This window comes from Nakamurella endophytica (assembly GCF_014646215.1).
Classification (GTDB): domain Bacteria; phylum Actinomycetota; class Actinomycetes; order Mycobacteriales; family Nakamurellaceae; genus Nakamurella; species Nakamurella endophytica.
On the sequence record NZ_BMNA01000002.1, the window covers coordinates 1 to 17,045 of the forward strand.

The following is a 17,045-nucleotide window of genomic DNA, read 5'->3' on the forward strand; positions in this document are numbered from 1 at the left end:
AGCGCACTCGGCGGCCTCCCACCACTCAGCCGACTGGCACCAACCTGATGGCCGGGTACAGCTAGCGCCGCCGGGCGCCCGGCCCGCTTCTGAGAGAATGCAGGGCGTGTCCGCCTGGGTCTGGATCCTCATCGTCGTCGTCGTGGTCGTCGTCGCCCTGCTGGTGATCGGTGCGGTGCTCGGCCGCCGGCGCCGCATCTCGCTCGCGCGGCCGGCCGCACCCGCGCAGACCACCGCCGCGCAAGACCAGCCACCGGTCCGCGGCGGCTACCGCTCCAAGGGCTCCATCTCCTTCTCGCAGGGCAGCGGCGGCACGGCGCTGGCGCCGCGCCCGCGGTCCGACCGGCCGACCGACGCGCCGGCGTCCGTGCCGCTGGCGCCGGCGCACCCGGCCGGTGACCGCACCGAGGTCGACGGGCAGCCCGGCGTCGGTGACGACGCCGCGGTGCCCCGCGACTCCGTGCGGCCCACGGTCGTCGAGGTGCCGCTGCCCGACGCCGACGTGGCCACCGCGCCGCCGGTGCAGCGTCCGCCCGCCCGGCCGGCCGCCCCGACGCAGCCCCCGACCACCCGGCCGGAGGGGACGGCTCCCGCCTCCCCGCAGGACAGGGTCAGCGCGCCCCCGCGCCCGGCCACCCCGACGGCACCGCACGCCCCCGGCACCGGGACGGCAGCCGGCGGGACCGCGGCGTCCACCGTCCCGACCGTCCCATCCGGCACGGCCCTCCCGGACCTCGACGGGACCGCTGCGCCGGTCGCGCCGCCGGACACCGCACCGGCTGCACCGACCGCACCGGCCGAACCGGCTGCACCGGCGGCCCCGCCGGTCGCCGCCGAGCGGGTCGAGCCGGAGGAGGTCGAGCTCGAGGAGATCGACCCGACCACCGGCCGGCTGAGCCGGCTGCGCGGCCGGCTGTCCCGGTCGCAGAACGCGTTCGGCCGGTCGCTGCTCGGCCTGCTGGGTGCCGGCACGCTGGACGAGGACTCCTGGACCGAGGTCGAGGACACCCTGCTCATGGCGGACCTCGGCGCTGCCGCCGCCGTCGAGATCACCGAGCGGCTGCGGCAGGAGGTGGCGGCCCGGGGCGTGGTCGACGCCGCCGGTGCCCGGGCGATGCTGCGCCGGGTGATGATCGACGCCGTCGAGACCACGCCGGCCGGCCCGCTGGAGGACCGGTCGGTGCGGGCGCTGGCCCACGACGGCCGCCCGGCCGTGCTGCTCGTGGTCGGCGTCAACGGCACCGGCAAGACCACCACCACGGGCAAGCTGGCCCGCGTCCTGGTCGCCGACGGCCACACCGTCGTGCTCGGCGCCGCCGACACCTTCCGCGCCGCCGCCGCCGACCAGCTGGCCACCTGGGCCTCCCGCGTCGGCGCCACCGTGGTGCGCGGCGCCGCCGGCGCCGACCCCGCCGCCGTGGCGTTCGACGCGGTCAAGCAGGGCATCGCCGAGGGCGCCGACGCGGTCGTCGTCGACACCGCCGGCCGGCTGCACACCAAGACCGGCCTGATGGACGAGCTGGGCAAGGTCAAGCGGGTCATCGAGAAGCAGGCCGAGGTCGACGAGGTGCTGCTGGTGCTGGACGCCACCACCGGCCAGAACGGGCTCGTCCAGGCCAAGGTCTTCGCCGAGGTGGTCGACATCACCGGCATCGTGCTCACCAAGCTCGACGGCACCGCCAAGGGCGGCATCGTCGTCGCCGTCCAGCGCGCGCTCGGGGTCCCGGTCAAGCTCGTCGGTCTGGGGGAGGGCCCGGACGACCTGGCGCCGTTCGAGGCCGACGCCTTCGTCGACGCGCTGCTCGGCGACTGAGCCGCAGCCGCGCGGGCCGCGCACCGGGACGGTCTCCGGCGGCTGCCACCGACCGCGGGTGCGAGCGGTCGGTGGCCGCGGCGGACCGGTGGTCCGAACGGCCGCGGCCGACGGGCGGCGTCCACCGGCGGCGTCCACCGGCCGTCGCGCCCGGCCCGCTCGGACGGCCGTCCGCCGCCCGCCGCAGCCAACCGTCGGACCTCGGCGACGCAGGGACACGGCGTCGTCACCGCGGTGTCACAGACCCGAAACCCGTGCCTGGCCGAGTTCACGGAGGCGAAACACGCCCGGGCGACCGCGGAAACACGTCCTCGGGATTCTGGGCGCGTTGGAGGGTCTGGCCGGACCCTCGCCGTCCCCTGCCTGGAGGTTTGATGGTCCCGCACCTTGCAGTGACGTCGCTGCTGCCCGCAGCGGCGGACCCGGTGGCGGTGAACGCCGGCGACGCCGCCTGGATCCTCGCCAGCAGCGCCCTCGTCCTGTTGATGACGCCCGGTCTCGCCTTCTTCTACGGCGGTCTGACCCGTGCCAAGAGCACCCTCAACATGATGATGATGTCGTTCTTCACGATCTTCATCGTCACCGTGCTGTGGGCCCTGTTCGGCTTCAACATGGCCTTCGCCTCGTCCGGCGGCAGCGGTTTCGTGGGCGACTTCTCGTTCAAGGGCCTGTCCCAGGCGGCGCTGGCGAACGTCGAGTTCTTCGGGACCGGCGACGGCATCCCGGTGATCGTGTTCGCGGCCTTCCAGTTGATGTTCGCGATCATCACCCCGGCACTGATCTCCGGGGCGATCGCCGACCGCACCAAGTTCCTGTCCTGGTCGATCTTCGTCACCCTCTGGGTGATCGTCGTCTACTTCCCGGTGGCGCACTGGGTGTTCGACTTCGGCCTGCTCGGCGGTACCAAGGGCTGGCTGGCCGGCCTGGGCGTCGAGGACTTCGCCGGTGGCACCGCAGTCCACATCAACGCCGGTGCCGCGGGTCTCGCGCTGTGCATCGTGCTCGGCCGGCGGATCGGCTTCCGCCGCAACCCGATGCGCCCGCACAACGTCACGCTGGTGCTGCTCGGCGCCGGCCTGCTGTGGTTCGGCTGGTTCGGGTTCAACGCCGGGTCCGCGCTCGCCGCCAACGGTCTCGCCGGCCTGGCCTTCATGAACACCCAGGTGGCGACGGCGTCCGCGCTCGGCGGCTGGCTGCTGGTGGAGAAGCTGCGGGACGGCAAGCCGACCAGCGTCGGCGCCGCCTCCGGTGCGGTGGCCGGGCTGGTCGCCATCACCCCCGCCTGCGCCTTCATCACCCCCGGCGCGTCGATCGTGCTGGGCGTCCTGGTCGGCGCCATCTGCGCCATGGCGGTGGGGCTGAAGTACAAGCTGGGCTACGACGACTCGCTCGACGTGGTCGGCGTCCACCTGGTGGGCGGCATCGTCGGCACGCTGTTCGTCGGCCTGTTCTCGACCACCAGCGTCAACTCGCTGGCCGTCGACGGCTTGTTCTACGGCGGAGGCCTGACCCTGCTGGGCAAGCAGGCGCTCGGTGCGGTCGCCGTGCTGGCCTACTCGTTCGTCGTGGCGTTCATCCTCGGCACGATCATCGAGAAGACCATCGGCTTCCGGGTCTCCGAGGACGCCGAGGTCGAGGGCATCGACGTCAACGAGCACGCGGAGTCCGCGTACGAGTTCGACATGCAGTCGTCCAGCGGTGCCATCCCGTCCGGCCACCTCGCCACGGCGACCAGCCAGGAGGTCCACGCATGAAGTTGATCACCGCCGTCATCAAGCCGTTCAAGCTCGACGAGGTCCGTGCCGCCCTGCTGGCGTTCGGTGTCCAGGGCATGACCGTCTCCGAGAGCTCCGGCTACGGCCGGCAGCGTGGCCACACCGAGGTCTACCGCGGCGCCGAGTACACCGTGGAGCTGCTGCCCAAGGTGCGCGTCGAGATCCTCGTCGACGACGAGGACGCCGAGGACGTGGTCGACGTGGTGGTCCGGGCGGCCCGGACCGGCAAGATCGGCGACGGCAAGGTGTGGGCGACCACCGTGGACAACGTCGTGCGGGTCCGCACGGGCGAGCGCGGACTGGAAGCCCTGTAGCCGATGGTCGCAGGAGCCGCAGCGGGCCGGTCCGGCCCGAGCGGGTTCGCCGGGACGAGGGCCTCGCTGCTGGACCGGGCCGGTTTGACCGGTCAGGCCCGGCGGCGGGCCCTCTCCCGTCTCACCGACGGCTGGCTCGTCGAGCTGGCCGCCGAGGCCGGGGTGAACGTCGGCGGGGTGGCGCTGGTCGCGGTCGGCGGCTTCGGCCGCGGCGAGCTGTCGCCGTTCTCCGACCTCGACCTGGTGCTGCTGCACTCGACGGAGACCCCCGCCTCGTACGCCGAGATGCTCGCGCAGCGGCTCTGGTACCCGATCTGGGACTCCGGCATCCGGTTGGACCACTCGGTGCGCTCGGTCGGCGGCGCCCGGCAGGTCGCCCGGGTCGACCTGCCCGCGGTGCTCGGCATGCTCGACCTCCGGCACATCGCCGGCGACCCCGACCTGGCCACCACGCTGCACCGCCGGGTGCTCGCCGACTGGCGGGCCGACGCGGCCGAGCGGCTGCCGGCCCTGCTGGCGTCGTGCCGGGAACGGGCCGACCGCAGCGGCGAGCTGGCGTTCGCCACCACGCCCGACCTCAAGGAGTCCCGCGGCGGCCTGCGCGACCTGGGCGTCATGCGGGCGGTGGCCGCGTCGTGGGTCACCGACTGCCCCCACCAGGGTCTGGAGGAGGCGCGGTCCGCGCTGCTGGACGTCCGGGACGCGCTGCACCAGGTGACCGGCCGGGCCACCGACCGGCTGCAGCAGCAGGACCAGGACCAGGTGGCCGCCGCGCTCGGGCTCGACGACCGGGACGTGCTGCTCAAGCACGTCTCCGGGATCGGGCGGACGGTGGTGCACGCCGGCGACCTGACCTGGCACCGGGTGCACCGGGCGCTGACCGCGTCCGGTCCCGGTCGCATCGCCGACGTCGGGGGCCGGTTCGTCCGGCGGCCGGACCGCACACCGCTGGCCGACGGGGTCGTCGAGCAGGACGGCGAGGCCGTGCTCGCCCGGTCGGTCAACCCGTCGGCCGACCCGACGCTGACCCTGCGCGCCGCGGCCGCGGCCGCGCAGTCCGGCATACCGGTCTCCCCGGCCACCGTGGTGCGGCTGGCGCGGACCGGCAAGGCGCTGCCCGAGCCGTGGCCGCGCCCCGCGCTGGACGCGTTCCTGTCCCTGCTCGGTGCCGGTGAGCCGATGCTCACCGTCTGGGAGGGGTTGGACCAGGCCGGGCTGATCGCCGGGCTGCTGCCGGGCTGGGAGCGGCTGCGGTCCCTGCCGCAGCGCGACCCGATCCACGTCTACACGGTCGACCGGCACCTGATGCAGACCGCGGTGAACGCCGCCGGTCTGGTGCGCCGGGTGTCCCGGCCGGACCTGCTGCTGCTCGCCGCGGTCTTCCACGACATCGGCAAGGGGCTGCCGGGCGACCACAGCGAGGTCGGCGCCGAGCTGATCGGCAGCTGGCTGGACCGGATGGGCGTGCCGGCCCAGGACGTCGACGTGGTGCGCACGCTGGTGCGGCACCACCTGCTGCTCGCCGAGTCGGCGTCCCGGCGCGACCCGGACGACCCGGCGACCGTCGCAGCGGTCGTCGACGCCGTGGGCGACGCGGCGACGCTGGACCTGCTGCAGGCGCTGACCGAGGCGGACGCCCGCGCGGCGGGGCCGGCCGCGTGGTCGGCGTGGAAGGACGGCCAGGTCCGGTACCTGGCCGGGCGGGTCCGGCAGGCGCTGGCGGGGGAGACCCTTCCGGAGGCCGCGGACCTGTCCCCGGCCGAGCGCGACCTGGTCGCCGCGGGGCGACCGGGCATCGTGATCGCCCGCACGCCCGGCGGGTACGACGTCACCGTCGCCGCCCGCGACCGACCCGGGCTGCTGGCCGCCGCCGCCGGTGTGCTCACCGTGCACCGGTTGACGATCCGGGCGGCCGCGCTGCGCACGGTCGACGGGATGGGTCTGCAGACCTGGTCGGTGACGCCCGAGTTCGGCGACCCGCCGGAGGCCGACACCCTGCGCGCCGACCTGGTCCGCGCCCTGGACGGGACGCTGGACATCGCGGCGCGGCTGGCGCGACGCAGCCCGGCACGCCGGCGCGGGGTCGCGGCGCCGCCCACCGTGCAGGTGGTGGCCGGCGCGTCGGAGCGGGCCGCGGTCCTCGAGGTCCGCGCCCACGACAGCCCCGGCCTGCTGCACACGGTGGCGCACGCGCTGGCCGAGGCCGGTGCCACGGTGACCGCGGCCCGCGTGCACACCCTGGGCGCCGACGTGGTCGACGTCTTCTACCTGCTGTCCGCGGACGGCTCCGCGCTGCCGCCCGACCGGGTGGACGGCGTGGTCGCCGCGGTGTCGGCCGCGCTGGGCGGCTGACCCCGCACCGGCGCAGCGGTTAGCCTGGCTCCCGTGTTCGACACCCTCTCCGACCGGCTCGCCGGGGTCTTCGCCAACCTGCGCGGCAAGGGCCGGCTGTCCCCGGCCGACGTGGACGCGACCGCCCGCGAGATCCGGATCGCCCTGCTCGAGGCCGACGTCGCGCTGCCGGTGGTGCGCACGTTCGTGGCGGCGATCAAGCAGCGGGCGACCGGTGCGGACATCTCCCAGGCGCTGAATCCCGCGCAGCAGGTCATCAAGATCGTCAACGAGGAGCTGGTCGCCATCCTCGGCGGCGAGACCCGCCGGCTGACGTTCGCCAAGACCGGCCCGACGGTGATCATGCTGGCCGGCCTGCAGGGCTCCGGCAAGACCACGCTGGCCGGCAAGCTGGCGCTCTGGCTGCGCAACTCGGGGCACACCCCGCTGCTGGTGGCGTGCGACCTGCAGCGCCCGAACGCGGTCACCCAGCTCGAGGTCGTCGGCCAGCAGGCCGGCGCCGCGGTCTTCGCGCCGGAGCCCGGCAACGGCGTCGGCGACCCGGTGGCCGTGGCCCGCGCCGGCGTCGACCGGGCGATCGACGCCCACCACGACGTGGTGATCGTGGACACCGCCGGCCGGCTGGGCGTGGACGCCGAGATGATGGCCCAGGCCGCGGCCATCCGCGACGCGGTCCAGCCCGACGAGACGCTGTTCGTGCTGGACGCGATGATCGGCCAGGACGCGGTCACCACGGCCGAGGCCTTCGCGTCCGGGGTCGGCTTCACCGGCGTGGTGCTCACCAAGCTGGACGGCGACGCCCGCGGTGGTGCGGCACTGTCCGTCCGGCAGATCACCGGCGTGCCGATCATGTTCGCGTCCACCGGCGAGAAGCTGGGCGACTTCGACGTCTTCCACCCGGACCGGATGGCCAGCCGGATCCTGGGCATGGGCGATGTGCTCAGCCTCATCGAGCAGGCCGAGCAGGTCTTCGAGGCCGACCAGGCCGAGGAGATGGCCGCGAAGCTGGCGGGCAACGACTTCACCCTGGAGGACTTCCTCCAGCAGATGATGATGATCCGCCGGATGGGCCCGATCGGCGGTCTGCTCGGCATGCTCCCGGGCGCGGGTCAGATGAAGGACGCGCTGGCCCAGGTCGACGACCGCGACATCGACCGCACCGCCGCCATCATCCAGTCGATGACGCCCGAGGAGCGGCGCAACCCGGGGATCCTCAACGCCTCCCGGCGCAAGCGCATCGCCAACGGTTCGGGTTCGACGGTGGCCCAGGTGAACTCGCTGGTCGAGCGGTTCGGCGAGGCCCGGAAGATGATGACCGCCATGGCCGGCCGGTTCGGCCTGCCCGGCACCCGGTCCACCCGCAAGGTCGCCAAGGGCAAGGGCAAGAAGGGCCGCAAGCCGGTGGGTCGCGGGCCGACACCGCCCAAGGTCAAGGGCGGCCTGCCGGCCGGCTTCCCGGGTCTCGGCGGTCCCGGCATGGGGGCGCCCGGGCTGCCCGCCGGCGCTCCGTTCAGCCAGGGCATGCCGGCCAACTTCGGGCTGGACCAGCTGCCGCCCGGGTTCGACCCGTCGAAGCTCAAGCTGCCGAAGAAGTAGCCGCCGCGGTGACCGGGTCGACCCCGGGACCAGGACACCGCGGCCGGACGGGCGCCGCGCCGGTGCGCGTCCGCGGGACCGACGCCGCGACCGGCGAGGAGCTGGACCTGTGGGTCCGGGACGGCGTGTTCGTCGATCCTCCGGACCGGGACGGCGCCGACCGGGGCGGCGAGGTCGTCGAGCTGTCCGGGTGGGTGCTGCCGGGACTGGTCGACGCGCACTGCCACATCGGGTACTCCACGGCCGGCGCGGCGACCCTGCCCGAGGCCGAGGACCAGGCCAGGACCGAGCTCGCGGCGGGCGTGCTCGCCATCCGGGACTGCGGCTCGCCGATCGACACCCGGCCGCTGGTCGGCCGGCCCGATCTGCCGGTGCTGATCCGGGCCGGCCGGCACATCGCCCGCCCGCGTCGCTACATCCGGGAGCTGGGCGTCGACGTCGAGCCGGACCAGCTGGTCGACGAGGTGCGCCGGCAGCTGGCCTACGGCGACGGCTGGATCAAGATCGTCGGTGACTGGATCGACCGGGCCGTCGGCGACCTGAGCCCGCTGTGGCCGCAGGACGTGCTGGCGCAGGCCATCGCGGTCGCCCATGCCGGCGGCGCCAGGGTCACCACCCACGTCTTCGGCGAGGACGGCCTCGACCGGATGCTGGCGGCCGGCGTCGACTGCGTCGAGCACGGCACCGGCATGACCGACGACAGCATCGTCGTGCTCGCCGCCCGCGGCGTCCGGGTGGTGCCGACGCTGATCAACATCGCCAACTTCCCGTCGTTCGCGGACGCCGCCGGCCGCTACCCGACGTACGCCCGGCACATGCGCGACTTGTACGCCCGCAGCCGGGACACCTACCGCCGGGCCGCCGACGCGGGTGTGGTGCTGCACGCCGGCACGGATGCCGGCGGGTACGTCGAGCACGGCCGGATCGTCGACGAGGTGCAGGCGCTGGCCGAGCTCGGCATCCCGCCGCGCCAGGTGCTCCGGCAGGCGGCCCACGACGCGCGGGCCTGGCTCGGGCTGGGCAGCTACCGCCCCGGCGACCCCGCCGATCTGCTCGTCCTCGACACCGACCCGGCGCGGGACCGGGCGGCGCTGGCCGGCCTGCGCGCCCCCGCGGCGGTCCTGCGGTCCGGCGTCGTGCGCGCCGGCCGCCACCTGCCGCCCGTCGCCGCCGGCTGACCGCCGCCGTCGCGGGCCGGGGAGCCGGCCGGCGAGTCGGTGCCGCGGGCCGCCCCGCGACCGGGACGGCTGGTCCCCGGGCGGCGGCCGATCTGGCAGAATGATCCGGTCACGGCTGCGTCCGGCCCCTCTCTCCGGGCGTGGCCGCCCATCGGCGCGTCCCGGATCGGTGCCCCACCCGCCCGGGAGTGCTGCAGCGGCGGACCCCGCCACCACATCCGAGGAGTACGTCACCACCGTGGCTGTCAAGATCAAGCTCGCCCGCTTCGGCAAGATCCGCGAGCCGTTCTACCGCGTCGTCGTCGCCGACGCCCGCACCCGTCGGGGTGGCCGGGCCATCGAGGCGATCGGCAAGTACCACCCCAAGGCCGACCCCAGCGTCATCGAGATCGACTCCGAGCGAGCGCAGTACTGGCTCGGCGTCGGTGCGCAGCCGACCGAGTCCGTCCTGGGCCTGCTGAAGGTCACGGGCGACTGGCAGCGGTTCAAGGGCCTGCCGGGCGCCGAGGGCACCCTGCGCCCGCAGCCGGAGCGGGTCGACAAGCGCGCCCGCTACGAGGCCGCGCTGGCCGCGGTCGGCGCGGACACCTCGGCGTCCGCCACCACCCCGCGCCGGCGCGCGGGCCGCACCGAGGGCGCCGGGGACGCGGCAGCGGCCGCGCCGGCCGACGACACGGCGGCCGATCAGCAGTGAGCATGCTGGCCGAGGCGCTCGAGCACCTGGTCCGCGGCATCGTCGAACACGACGAGGACGTCCGGGTCGACCTGACCACCGGGCGCCGCGGGCGCACGCTGCAGGTCCGGGTGCACCCGGACGACCTCGGCAAGGTGATCGGCCGCGGCGGCCGGACGGCCACCGCGCTGCGCACCGTGATGTCCGCGGTCGGCGGCCGGGGCATCCGCGTCGACGTCGTCGACACCGACCGCTGACCCGCTCGCGGTGACGCAGGTCCAGGTCGGCCGGATCGGCCGGCCCCACGGGGTGCGCGGTGAGGTCACCGTGACCCCGCAGACCGACGATCCCGACACGCGCTTCGCGGCCGGCTCGGTCCTGGTGACCGAGCCGGCCGGGCGCGGCCCGCTGACCGTCGCGGGCTCCCGCCGGTCGGGCGGCGTCCTCGTCGTCGCGTTCGCCGGCGTCCCCGACCGGACGGCCGCCGAGCAGCTGCGCGGCACCGTGCTCACCGTCGATTCCGACGAGCTGCCCGAGCCCACGGACGACGACGAGTTCTACGACCACCAGCTCGTCGGCCTGGCGGTCCACGACGAGGCCGGCGAGCTGCTCGGGCAGGTGACCGGCGTGCTGCACCCGCCGGCCGCGCCCGTGCTCGAGGTGGCCAGGCCCGATGGCAGCGAGGAGCTGGTGCCGTTCGTCCGGGCCATCGTCCCCGTCGTCGACCTGGCGGCCGGCCGGCTCGTGGTGACGCCGCCGGACGGCATGTTCGCCCGGTAGCCCCGTGCGCCTCGACGTCGTCTCGATCTTCCCGGAGTACCTGGCGCCGCTGCGGCAGTCGCTCCTCGGCCGCGCCGTCGCCGACGGCCGGATCCAGCTGGAGGTGCACGACCTGCGGCGCTGGGCCACCGACCGGCACCGCAGCGTCGACGACACCCCGTACGGCGGCGGAGCCGGCATGGTGATGCGCCCGGACGTCTGGGCCGCCGCGCTGGACGACGTCGCGCCGGCGGGCGCGACGGTCGTCGTGCCGACGCCGGCCGGTCACCCGTTCAGCCAGGCGACCGCGGCGGACCTGGCCCGTCGGGAGCACCTGGTCTTCGCCTGCGGCCGCTACGAGGGACTGGACCAGCGGGTCGTGCTGGACGCCGCCCGCCGGGTCGAGGTCCTGGAGCTGTCGATCGGCGACTACGTGCTGGCCGGCGGCGAGGTCGCCGCCCTGGTGGTGATCGAGGCGGTGACCCGGCTGCTGCCCGGCGTGCTGGGCAACCCCGAGTCGGCGGTCACCGATTCCTTCGGCGAGGGTTCCCCGGGCCTGCTGGAGCACCCGGCCTACACCCGGCCGGTCGAGTTCCGCGGGTTGGCAGTGCCTCCGGTGCTGCTGTCCGGCAACCACGCCGCCATCGCCCGGTGGCGCCGGGACGAGTCCCTGCGCCGCACCGCCCGGCGGCGGCCGGACCTGGTCGCCCGGCTCGACCCGGCGACCCTCGACGCCGCCGACCGCGCGGTCCTGGCCGAGGAGCGCCCGCACCGCCCACCGGCGGGACCGGCACCGGACGCGACCGACCGGCCCGGCCCGTCACCGGGCTGACCTGCGGCGGCAGCAGCGGCCGCGGCGACGATTTCACCTGGTCGCCCCGGGTCTGGCAGAATGGAGCGGTTGCCGCGCGACGACGCGCGCCGCGCATTCGGCTCCCTGGGAGCCCTTCCGGACCGGCCACTCCCGGACGGTCCGTGACCGGACGAGATCTCGACGCTTGACTTCAGTGAGGACTGCGACATGAACACCCTGGACAACCTCGACGCCGCCTCGCTGCGCGACGACCTGCCCGACTTCCGCCCGGGGGACACCGTCAAGGTCCACGTCAAGGTCATCGAGGGCAACCGCTCCCGCGTGCAGGTCTTCGCCGGTCACGTCATCCGCCGGCAGGGCGGTGGCATCCGGGAGACCTTCACCGTGCGCAAGGTCAGCTTCGGCGTCGGCGTCGAGCGGACCTTCCCGGTGCACTCCCCGAACCTGGACCGCATCGAGCTGGTCACCCGCGGCGACGTGCGCCGCGCGAAGCTGTACTACCTGCGCGAACTGCGCGGCAAGGCCGCCAAGATCAAGGAGAAGCGCGACACCGCGCGCTGACCCGTCGGCCACGGCACACCGAGAGCTGATGAGCGACACCGTAACGTTGCGGTGGTGAGCGACCAGGTCGGCCGGACGGGACACGAGGGGACCGGACCGATCGAGGACCCGGTCGTGCGGCCCGAGGCCTCCGGTCCGGTCGACGGCCGTGCGGTGAGCGGTCCGGCGCCGGCCGATCCGGCGGCGCCGGTACCGGGCCCGCGGGACGCGGGGCTGGACGATACCCCGGATGCCGCCGTGGCCGGTCTCCCGGCGAGTGCCCAGGATGCGGCCCGCGATCCGGCGACGCCGTCCGACACCACCGCAGCGGTCCCGCAGCCGCCCGTCGACGCTGCGCGCGACGCCTCGGGCGACGCCGTGCACGCCGCGTCCGTCGAGCGTTGGCGCCGGATGTCGGATCGGCGCAACCGCAAGGCCAAGCGGCCCTTCTGGGTCGAGCTGCCGATCCTGCTGGTCGTCGCCTTCGTGCTGACGTTCCTGATCCAGACCTTCATCGCGAAGGTCTACTACGTCCCGTCCGGCTCGATGGAGCAGACGTTGCACGGTGTCTCGTCGGGCGGCGACCGCATCCTCGCCAGCAAGATCGTCTACGACTTCCGCGACCCGCACCCCGGTGACGTGGTGGTCTTCAAGGGCCCGGACACCTGGGCGCCCGAGGCGGACATCCCGGGTCCGAGCAACTGGTTCGGCAAGCTGCTGCAGTCGCTCGGGTCGGTGATCGGCATCGCGCCGCCCAACGAGAAGGACTTCGTCAAGCGGGTGATCGCCGTGGGCGGCCAGACGGTGGCCTGTTGCGACGACCAGGGCAACGTGACCGTCGACGGGCGATCCCTCGTCGAGCCCTACCTGTACGAGCCGCTGCCGTTCACCCCCGGCACGCAGGACTGCGCCGTCAGCCCGGACAGGCAGCACTACGAGTCCGAGCGCTGTTTCGCGCCGTACACCGTGCCCGCCGGGCAGCTGTGGGTGATGGGGGACCACCGGTCCGAGTCGTCGGACTCGTCGTTCCTGTGCTGGGGGTTGACCCCGGAGGGGGAGAAGGCCTACCAGGCGGCGAACGTCAACGGCGACGGCTGCAACCGGCCGATCCCGCAGGACAACGTCATCGGCAAGGCCATCTTCATCGTCATGCCGCCGTCCCGGTGGCACACCATCGGCGACCCGGACATCGACCCGCAGGCCCAGGCGCTGTCCGCACCGGCGTCGTCCGCGGTGCCGGCCGCGGGCGGACTGCTGCTGACCGGCGCCCTGCGGGGCGGGTGGGCGCTGCGACCCGCCCGCCGGCGCGCCCGTCGGGCCCGCCGGGCGGCACGGCGGGCGGCGCAGGAGGCCTCGTGACCAGCACGGTGCCGCCCCGGAGCGACGTGGCGGAGCCGGACCGGAGCGGCCGCCCGGACCCGTCCGGTCGACCGCACCCGTCCGGCCGAACCGGTCAGGGCGGCCGGTCGTCGCCCGTCCGGGGACGCGCGGCTGCGCCCGGCGGGCCGCGGCGCGCCGTTGCCCGCACCGGGTCGAAGCCGCTGGGCAGCCGTCCGGACCTGCGCGTGGAGAAGTCGCTGCTGCGGGACGGCTGCGTCCGGCTCGCGGCGATGGACGAGGTCGGCCGTGGCGCGCTGGCGGGCCCGGTCAGCGTCGGCGTCGTCGTGGTGACCGGCGGGATCGGTCGGGTGCCGGCCGGCCTCAAGGACTCCAAGCTGCTGACCCCCGCCGCCCGCGAGGCACTGGTGCCGACGATCCGGCGCTGGGCCCGCGAGTTCGCCGTCGGGCACGCGTCCGCGGAGGAGATCGACGCCATCGGGATCATCGCCGCGCTGCGACTGGCGGCGCGGCGAGCGCTGTCGGCGCTGGCCGGGCCGGTGGATGCGGTGCTGCTGGACGGCAACTACGACTACCTCACCGAGCCGGATCCGGCGCTGTTCGACGAACCCGAGCCGGTCCTGCCGGCCAGTGGTGACGAGACCGGCGAACTGCGGGTGCGCCGGCTGCCGGTGCTGCCGGCCGAACGCGCCGCCGGACTCGCCGCCGTCCCGCCGCTCGTGCGGACCCGGATCAAGGCGGACCTGACCTGCGCCGGGGTGGCGGGCGCGAGCGTGCTGGCCAAGACCGAGCGCGACGCCTTCATGTGCCAGGTCGCCGACCGGCACGAGCCGTACGGGTTCGCGGTGAACAAGGGCTACGGGACACCGGAGCACATCACTGCGCTGCGCCGGCACGGCCCGAGCGTGCTGCACCGTCGTAGCTGGCGGCTGCCGCTCGCGGGTGGCGCGGTCTCCGGCACCGCGGCGCTCGAGCTGGGCATGCTCGACGACGACGGTGTCCCGGACCCGGACGGCCCGCCGGTCGAGCCCCGGCTCCGCGGTGCCGAGGACGCGGAGCACGACCCGGACCCGGCGTCCGGTGACCGTCCGGCGGCGGTGCCCGGGGTGGACGTGCCTCATGCCGCCGGCGGTGAGCGATGATGGGCGCTGGTGTCCGCGCCGCCGCCGACAGGCGGCCGGCCGGTGGCGATCCGGATGCGGGAGGAGCGGCGTGAGCGCGGAGGATCTGGAGCAGTACGAGACCGAGATGGAGCTGCAGCTCTACCGCGAGTACCGCGACATCGTCGGTCAGTTCTCCTACGTCGTGGAGACCGAGCGCCGGTTCTACCTGTGCAACGCCGTCGACGTGCAGGTCCGCAACACCGAGGGCGACATGTACTTCGAGGTACGGATGTCCGACGCGTGGGTGTGGGACATGTACCGGCCGGCGAGGTTCGTCAAGAACGTGCGGGTGATCACCTTCAAGGACGTGAACGTCGAGGAGCTCGAGAAGCCCGACCTGACGCTGCCGGAAGGCGAGAAGTTCAGCTGATCCGAGGCGGTCCGCGGCCGGCCGTGGCCCCGATCCCGTGCCGCTGGCCCCTGGCTGCGCCGGTGATCACCGGGCGTCCGGCTCCAGGCGTGCCACGGTCCTCGTGCCGGCGCTGCCGCTGATCCAGCTGTCGCGGTGACGGCCGGCACGCTGGTCCGGTCCGCTGGTCGGGCTGGCGTCCTGTGGGCCGGCCGCCGGTCGTTCGACCAACCCCGCCGGGCGGACCGCGGGCCGTCACCGCGCCTACCCCGACACGGCTGTCGTCACACGCCGCCGGTCGCATCACGGTGGACCCGCTCGACCGGATCGCGGACGCCGTTGCGTGACCGTCCGGTGACACGCACGGGCCGGACGGGTAGACCTCCCGCGGGCCGCGATCCGGCCATTGACACCCGTGGAACGGTCGGGCGAGCGTTGTGAATTCCGTGTGAGCCACTCGTGAGAGGCGGTCCGATGGCCCGTTCCCGTCGTCGTGTCCTGGCCGGTGTGGGAGCCGGCGTCCTGTGCCTGGCGGCCCTGGTGACGCCCCCTGCGGCGGCGGCACCGTCCCCAGCCGCTGTTGCGGCACCTGCGGCGGCCGTACCGGCCGGCGCAGTGCACGCGCAGCACGTCACGCCCACCAACACCAAGGTGGCCGGCATCGACGTCGACAAGACGACGATCCCGCAGCTGCAGGCGTTGATGAACCGGCACCGGCTCTCGTCGCGCCAGCTGGTGGCCTTCTACGAGCGGCGCATCGCCCTGCTGAACCCCAAGCTGCACGCGGTGATCACGGTCAGCAAGTCGGCCATGGCGGAGGCCGCGGCCGCGGACGCCGCCCGCAAGCACGGCGACCGCCGGCCGATGCTCGGCATCCCGGTGCTGGTCAAGGACAACATCGACACGACGGGGATGCCGACGACCGCGGGCTCGCTGGCGCTCGCCGGCAGCACCCCGCCCGACGCGTTCATCGTGCGCCGGCTCAAGGCGCAGGGTGCCATCGTGATCGGCAAGACCAACCTGTCCGAGTGGGCAAACTACCGCGGTGACCAGTCGTCGAGCGGGTGGAGTGGGGTCGGCGGGCAGACCAACATGCCGTACGTCCTGGACCGCAACCCTTGCGGCTCGAGCTCCGGTTCGGGGGTGGCCGCTGCGGCGGACCTCGCCACGGTGGCCGTGGGCACCGAGACCGACGGATCGGTGGTGTGCCCGTCCGGCCAGAACGGGGTGGTCGGCATCAAGCCGACGCTCGGCCTGGCCAGCCGGTCCGGCATCATCCCGATCTCCGCGCAGCAGGACACCGCCGGGCCGATCGCCCGCAACGTGACCGATGCCGCGGTGCTGCTGGGGGCGCTGACCGGGGTCGACGCCAAGGACTCGTGGACCCGGTACCAGCAGGGCCACGTCACCACGAACTACACCCGGTACCTGAAGGCCGGCTCGCTCAAGGGCGCGCGGCTCGGGGTGTGGCGGGCCGGGAACTTCGGGGTCAGCCCGGAGACCGACGCCATCATGGAGCAGACCATCGCCCGGCTGAAGGCTCTGGGCGCGACCATCGTCGACCCGGCCGACGTGCCGATCGACGCGGCGTACGCCGACGAGAACACCGCGCTGCAGTACGAGTTCAAGCACGACATCGCCGCGTACCTGCAGACCTACACGTCGGCCAAGTACCCGAAGACGCTGCAGGACCTGATCGACTTCAACAACCGCCACGCGGATGCCGAGCTCAAGTACTTCGGCCAGGAGATCTTCCTGCAGGCGCAGGCCCGCGGGCCGCTGACGGATCCGGCGTACCAGGCGGCCCGCCGCAACGCCCGGACCGTCGCGCAGCACGCGATCGACGACACCCTGGCCCGGTACAAGCTGGACGCGATCATCGCCCCGACCAATTCGCCGGCCTGGCCGACGGACCTGATCAACGGCGACCACTTCCTGCTCGGCTCGTCGAGCCCGGCGGCCATCTCCGGGTACGCCAACATCACCGTGCCCGCCGGCTACTCGTTCGGCCTGCCGGTCGGCGTGTCCTTCATGGCCGGCAAGTGGTCCGAGCCCAAGCTGCTCGGCCTGGCGTACGCCTGGGAGCAGGCGACCAAGATCCGCAAGGCGCCGCAGTACCTGCCGACGCTGCGGCTCAACTAGGACCCCCGGCCGCCCGGTGCGGCCGGGATGAAGGACGGTCGGCGGCCGTCGCGGCACAGGCCGCGGCGGCCATCGGCGTGTTCCGGCGCCGATCCCTGCAGGGCCGGTGCGTTCCGACTCCCGCCCGTGTAGGCCACCGGCTGTCCCCATCGACAGTTGTTGTCCACACCTGCTTTCGGCGGGTTGGTCGGGTGGGCGGGGGTCGGGTGAGTCTGTCGTCCGGGTGGTCGTCGGTGGTG

15 protein-coding genes are annotated in these 17,045 nt (G+C 74.3%); all 15 read left to right on the forward strand.

Going from position 1 to position 17,045, the window contains the following annotated elements; all coding sequences use genetic code 11:
• Positions 1 to 106 precede the first annotated feature (106 nt).
• The 15 genes from ftsY to IEY37_RS03780 all read left to right on the forward strand — a co-directional run bounded on the left by ftsY (position 107) and on the right by IEY37_RS03780 (position 16,806).
• Positions 107 to 1,813, forward strand: coding sequence for a signal recognition particle-docking protein FtsY (gene ftsY / locus IEY37_RS03710; protein ID WP_229673765.1), 1,707 nt, complete (start codon positions 107 to 109; stop codon positions 1,811 to 1,813).
• Between the two features lie 374 nt (positions 1,814 to 2,187).
• Positions 2,188 to 3,567: an ammonium transporter gene (locus IEY37_RS03715; protein ID WP_188940216.1), complete on the forward strand. Its 1,380-nt coding sequence runs from the start codon at positions 2,188 to 2,190 to the stop codon at positions 3,565 to 3,567.
• Positions 3,564 to 3,902, forward strand: coding sequence for a P-II family nitrogen regulator (locus IEY37_RS03720; RefSeq protein ID WP_188940217.1), 339 nt, complete (start codon positions 3,564 to 3,566; stop codon positions 3,900 to 3,902). The genes IEY37_RS03715 and IEY37_RS03720 overlap by 4 nt, the downstream gene beginning before the upstream one ends.
• Positions 3,903 to 3,905: 3 nt before the next feature.
• Positions 3,906 to 6,254 carry a [protein-PII] uridylyltransferase gene (locus tag IEY37_RS03725; protein ID WP_188940218.1) on the forward strand — a complete coding sequence of 783 codons (2,349 nt, stop codon included), beginning with the start codon at positions 3,906 to 3,908 and terminating at the stop codon, positions 6,252 to 6,254.
• Positions 6,255 to 6,287: 33 nt separating this feature from the next.
• On the forward strand, positions 6,288 to 7,850 hold the full coding sequence (gene ffh / locus IEY37_RS03730) for a signal recognition particle protein (protein ID WP_188940219.1): 1,563 nt from the start codon (positions 6,288 to 6,290) through the stop codon (positions 7,848 to 7,850).
• A gap of 8 nt (positions 7,851 to 7,858) precedes the next feature.
• Positions 7,859 to 9,028, forward strand: a complete 1,170-nt coding sequence (locus IEY37_RS03735; RefSeq protein ID WP_229673768.1) for an amidohydrolase family protein — start codon at positions 7,859 to 7,861, stop codon at positions 9,026 to 9,028.
• 238 nt (positions 9,029 to 9,266) lie between these two features.
• Positions 9,267 to 9,722: a 30S ribosomal protein S16 gene (gene rpsP, locus IEY37_RS03740; protein ID WP_188940220.1), complete on the forward strand. Its 456-nt coding sequence runs from the start codon at positions 9,267 to 9,269 to the stop codon at positions 9,720 to 9,722.
• On the forward strand, positions 9,719 to 9,958 hold the full coding sequence (locus tag IEY37_RS03745; protein WP_188940221.1) for an RNA-binding protein: 240 nt from the start codon (positions 9,719 to 9,721) through the stop codon (positions 9,956 to 9,958). The genes rpsP and IEY37_RS03745 overlap by 4 nt, the downstream gene beginning before the upstream one ends.
• A 10-nt stretch (positions 9,959 to 9,968) precedes the next feature.
• Positions 9,969 to 10,481 carry a ribosome maturation factor RimM gene (rimM, locus tag IEY37_RS03750; RefSeq protein WP_188940222.1) on the forward strand — a complete coding sequence of 171 codons (513 nt, stop codon included), beginning with the start codon at positions 9,969 to 9,971 and terminating at the stop codon, positions 10,479 to 10,481.
• Positions 10,482 to 10,485: 4 nt separating this feature from the next.
• The gene (gene trmD / locus IEY37_RS03755; RefSeq protein WP_188940223.1) at positions 10,486 to 11,292 is read left to right on the forward strand and encodes a tRNA (guanosine(37)-N1)-methyltransferase TrmD; all 807 of its coding nucleotides are present in this window, start codon (positions 10,486 to 10,488) and stop codon (positions 11,290 to 11,292) included.
• Positions 11,293 to 11,481: 189 nt separating this feature from the next.
• Positions 11,482 to 11,835: a 50S ribosomal protein L19 gene (rplS, locus tag IEY37_RS03760; RefSeq protein WP_188940224.1), complete on the forward strand. Its 354-nt coding sequence runs from the start codon at positions 11,482 to 11,484 to the stop codon at positions 11,833 to 11,835.
• Positions 11,836 to 12,225: 390 nt separating this feature from the next.
• Entirely contained in the window at positions 12,226 to 13,173 is a 948-nt protein-coding gene (gene lepB, locus IEY37_RS03765; RefSeq protein ID WP_188940776.1) for a signal peptidase I, read from the forward strand.
• A 206-nt stretch (positions 13,174 to 13,379) separates the two neighbouring features.
• Positions 13,380 to 14,294: a ribonuclease HII gene (gene rnhB / locus IEY37_RS03770; protein WP_229673774.1), complete on the forward strand. Its 915-nt coding sequence runs from the start codon at positions 13,380 to 13,382 to the stop codon at positions 14,292 to 14,294.
• Positions 14,295 to 14,364: 70 nt separating this feature from the next.
• Positions 14,365 to 14,685 (forward strand): DUF2469 domain-containing protein, encoded by a 321-nt coding sequence (locus tag IEY37_RS03775; RefSeq protein WP_188940225.1) that lies wholly within the window; start codon positions 14,365 to 14,367, stop codon positions 14,683 to 14,685.
• 594 nt (positions 14,686 to 15,279) lie between these two features.
• Entirely contained in the window at positions 15,280 to 16,806 is a 1,527-nt protein-coding gene (locus IEY37_RS03780) for an amidase (RefSeq protein WP_229673776.1), read from the forward strand.
• The last annotated feature ends 239 nt before the right edge of the window (positions 16,807 to 17,045 follow it).

Coding starts and splice junctions, on each gene's coding strand:
- IEY37_RS03715 (WP_188940216.1), top strand. CDS start 2,188: ATGGTCCCGCACCTTGCAGTGACGTCGCTGCTGCCCGCAGCGGCGGAC.
- IEY37_RS03720 (WP_188940217.1), top strand. CDS start 3,564: ATGAAGTTGATCACCGCCGTCATCAAGCCGTTCAAGCTCGACGAGGTC.
- IEY37_RS03725 (WP_188940218.1), top strand. CDS start 3,906: ATGGTCGCAGGAGCCGCAGCGGGCCGGTCCGGCCCGAGCGGGTTCGCC.
- rplS (WP_188940224.1), top strand. CDS start 11,482: ATGAACACCCTGGACAACCTCGACGCCGCCTCGCTGCGCGACGACCTG.
- lepB (WP_188940776.1), top strand. CDS start 12,226: ATGTCGGATCGGCGCAACCGCAAGGCCAAGCGGCCCTTCTGGGTCGAG.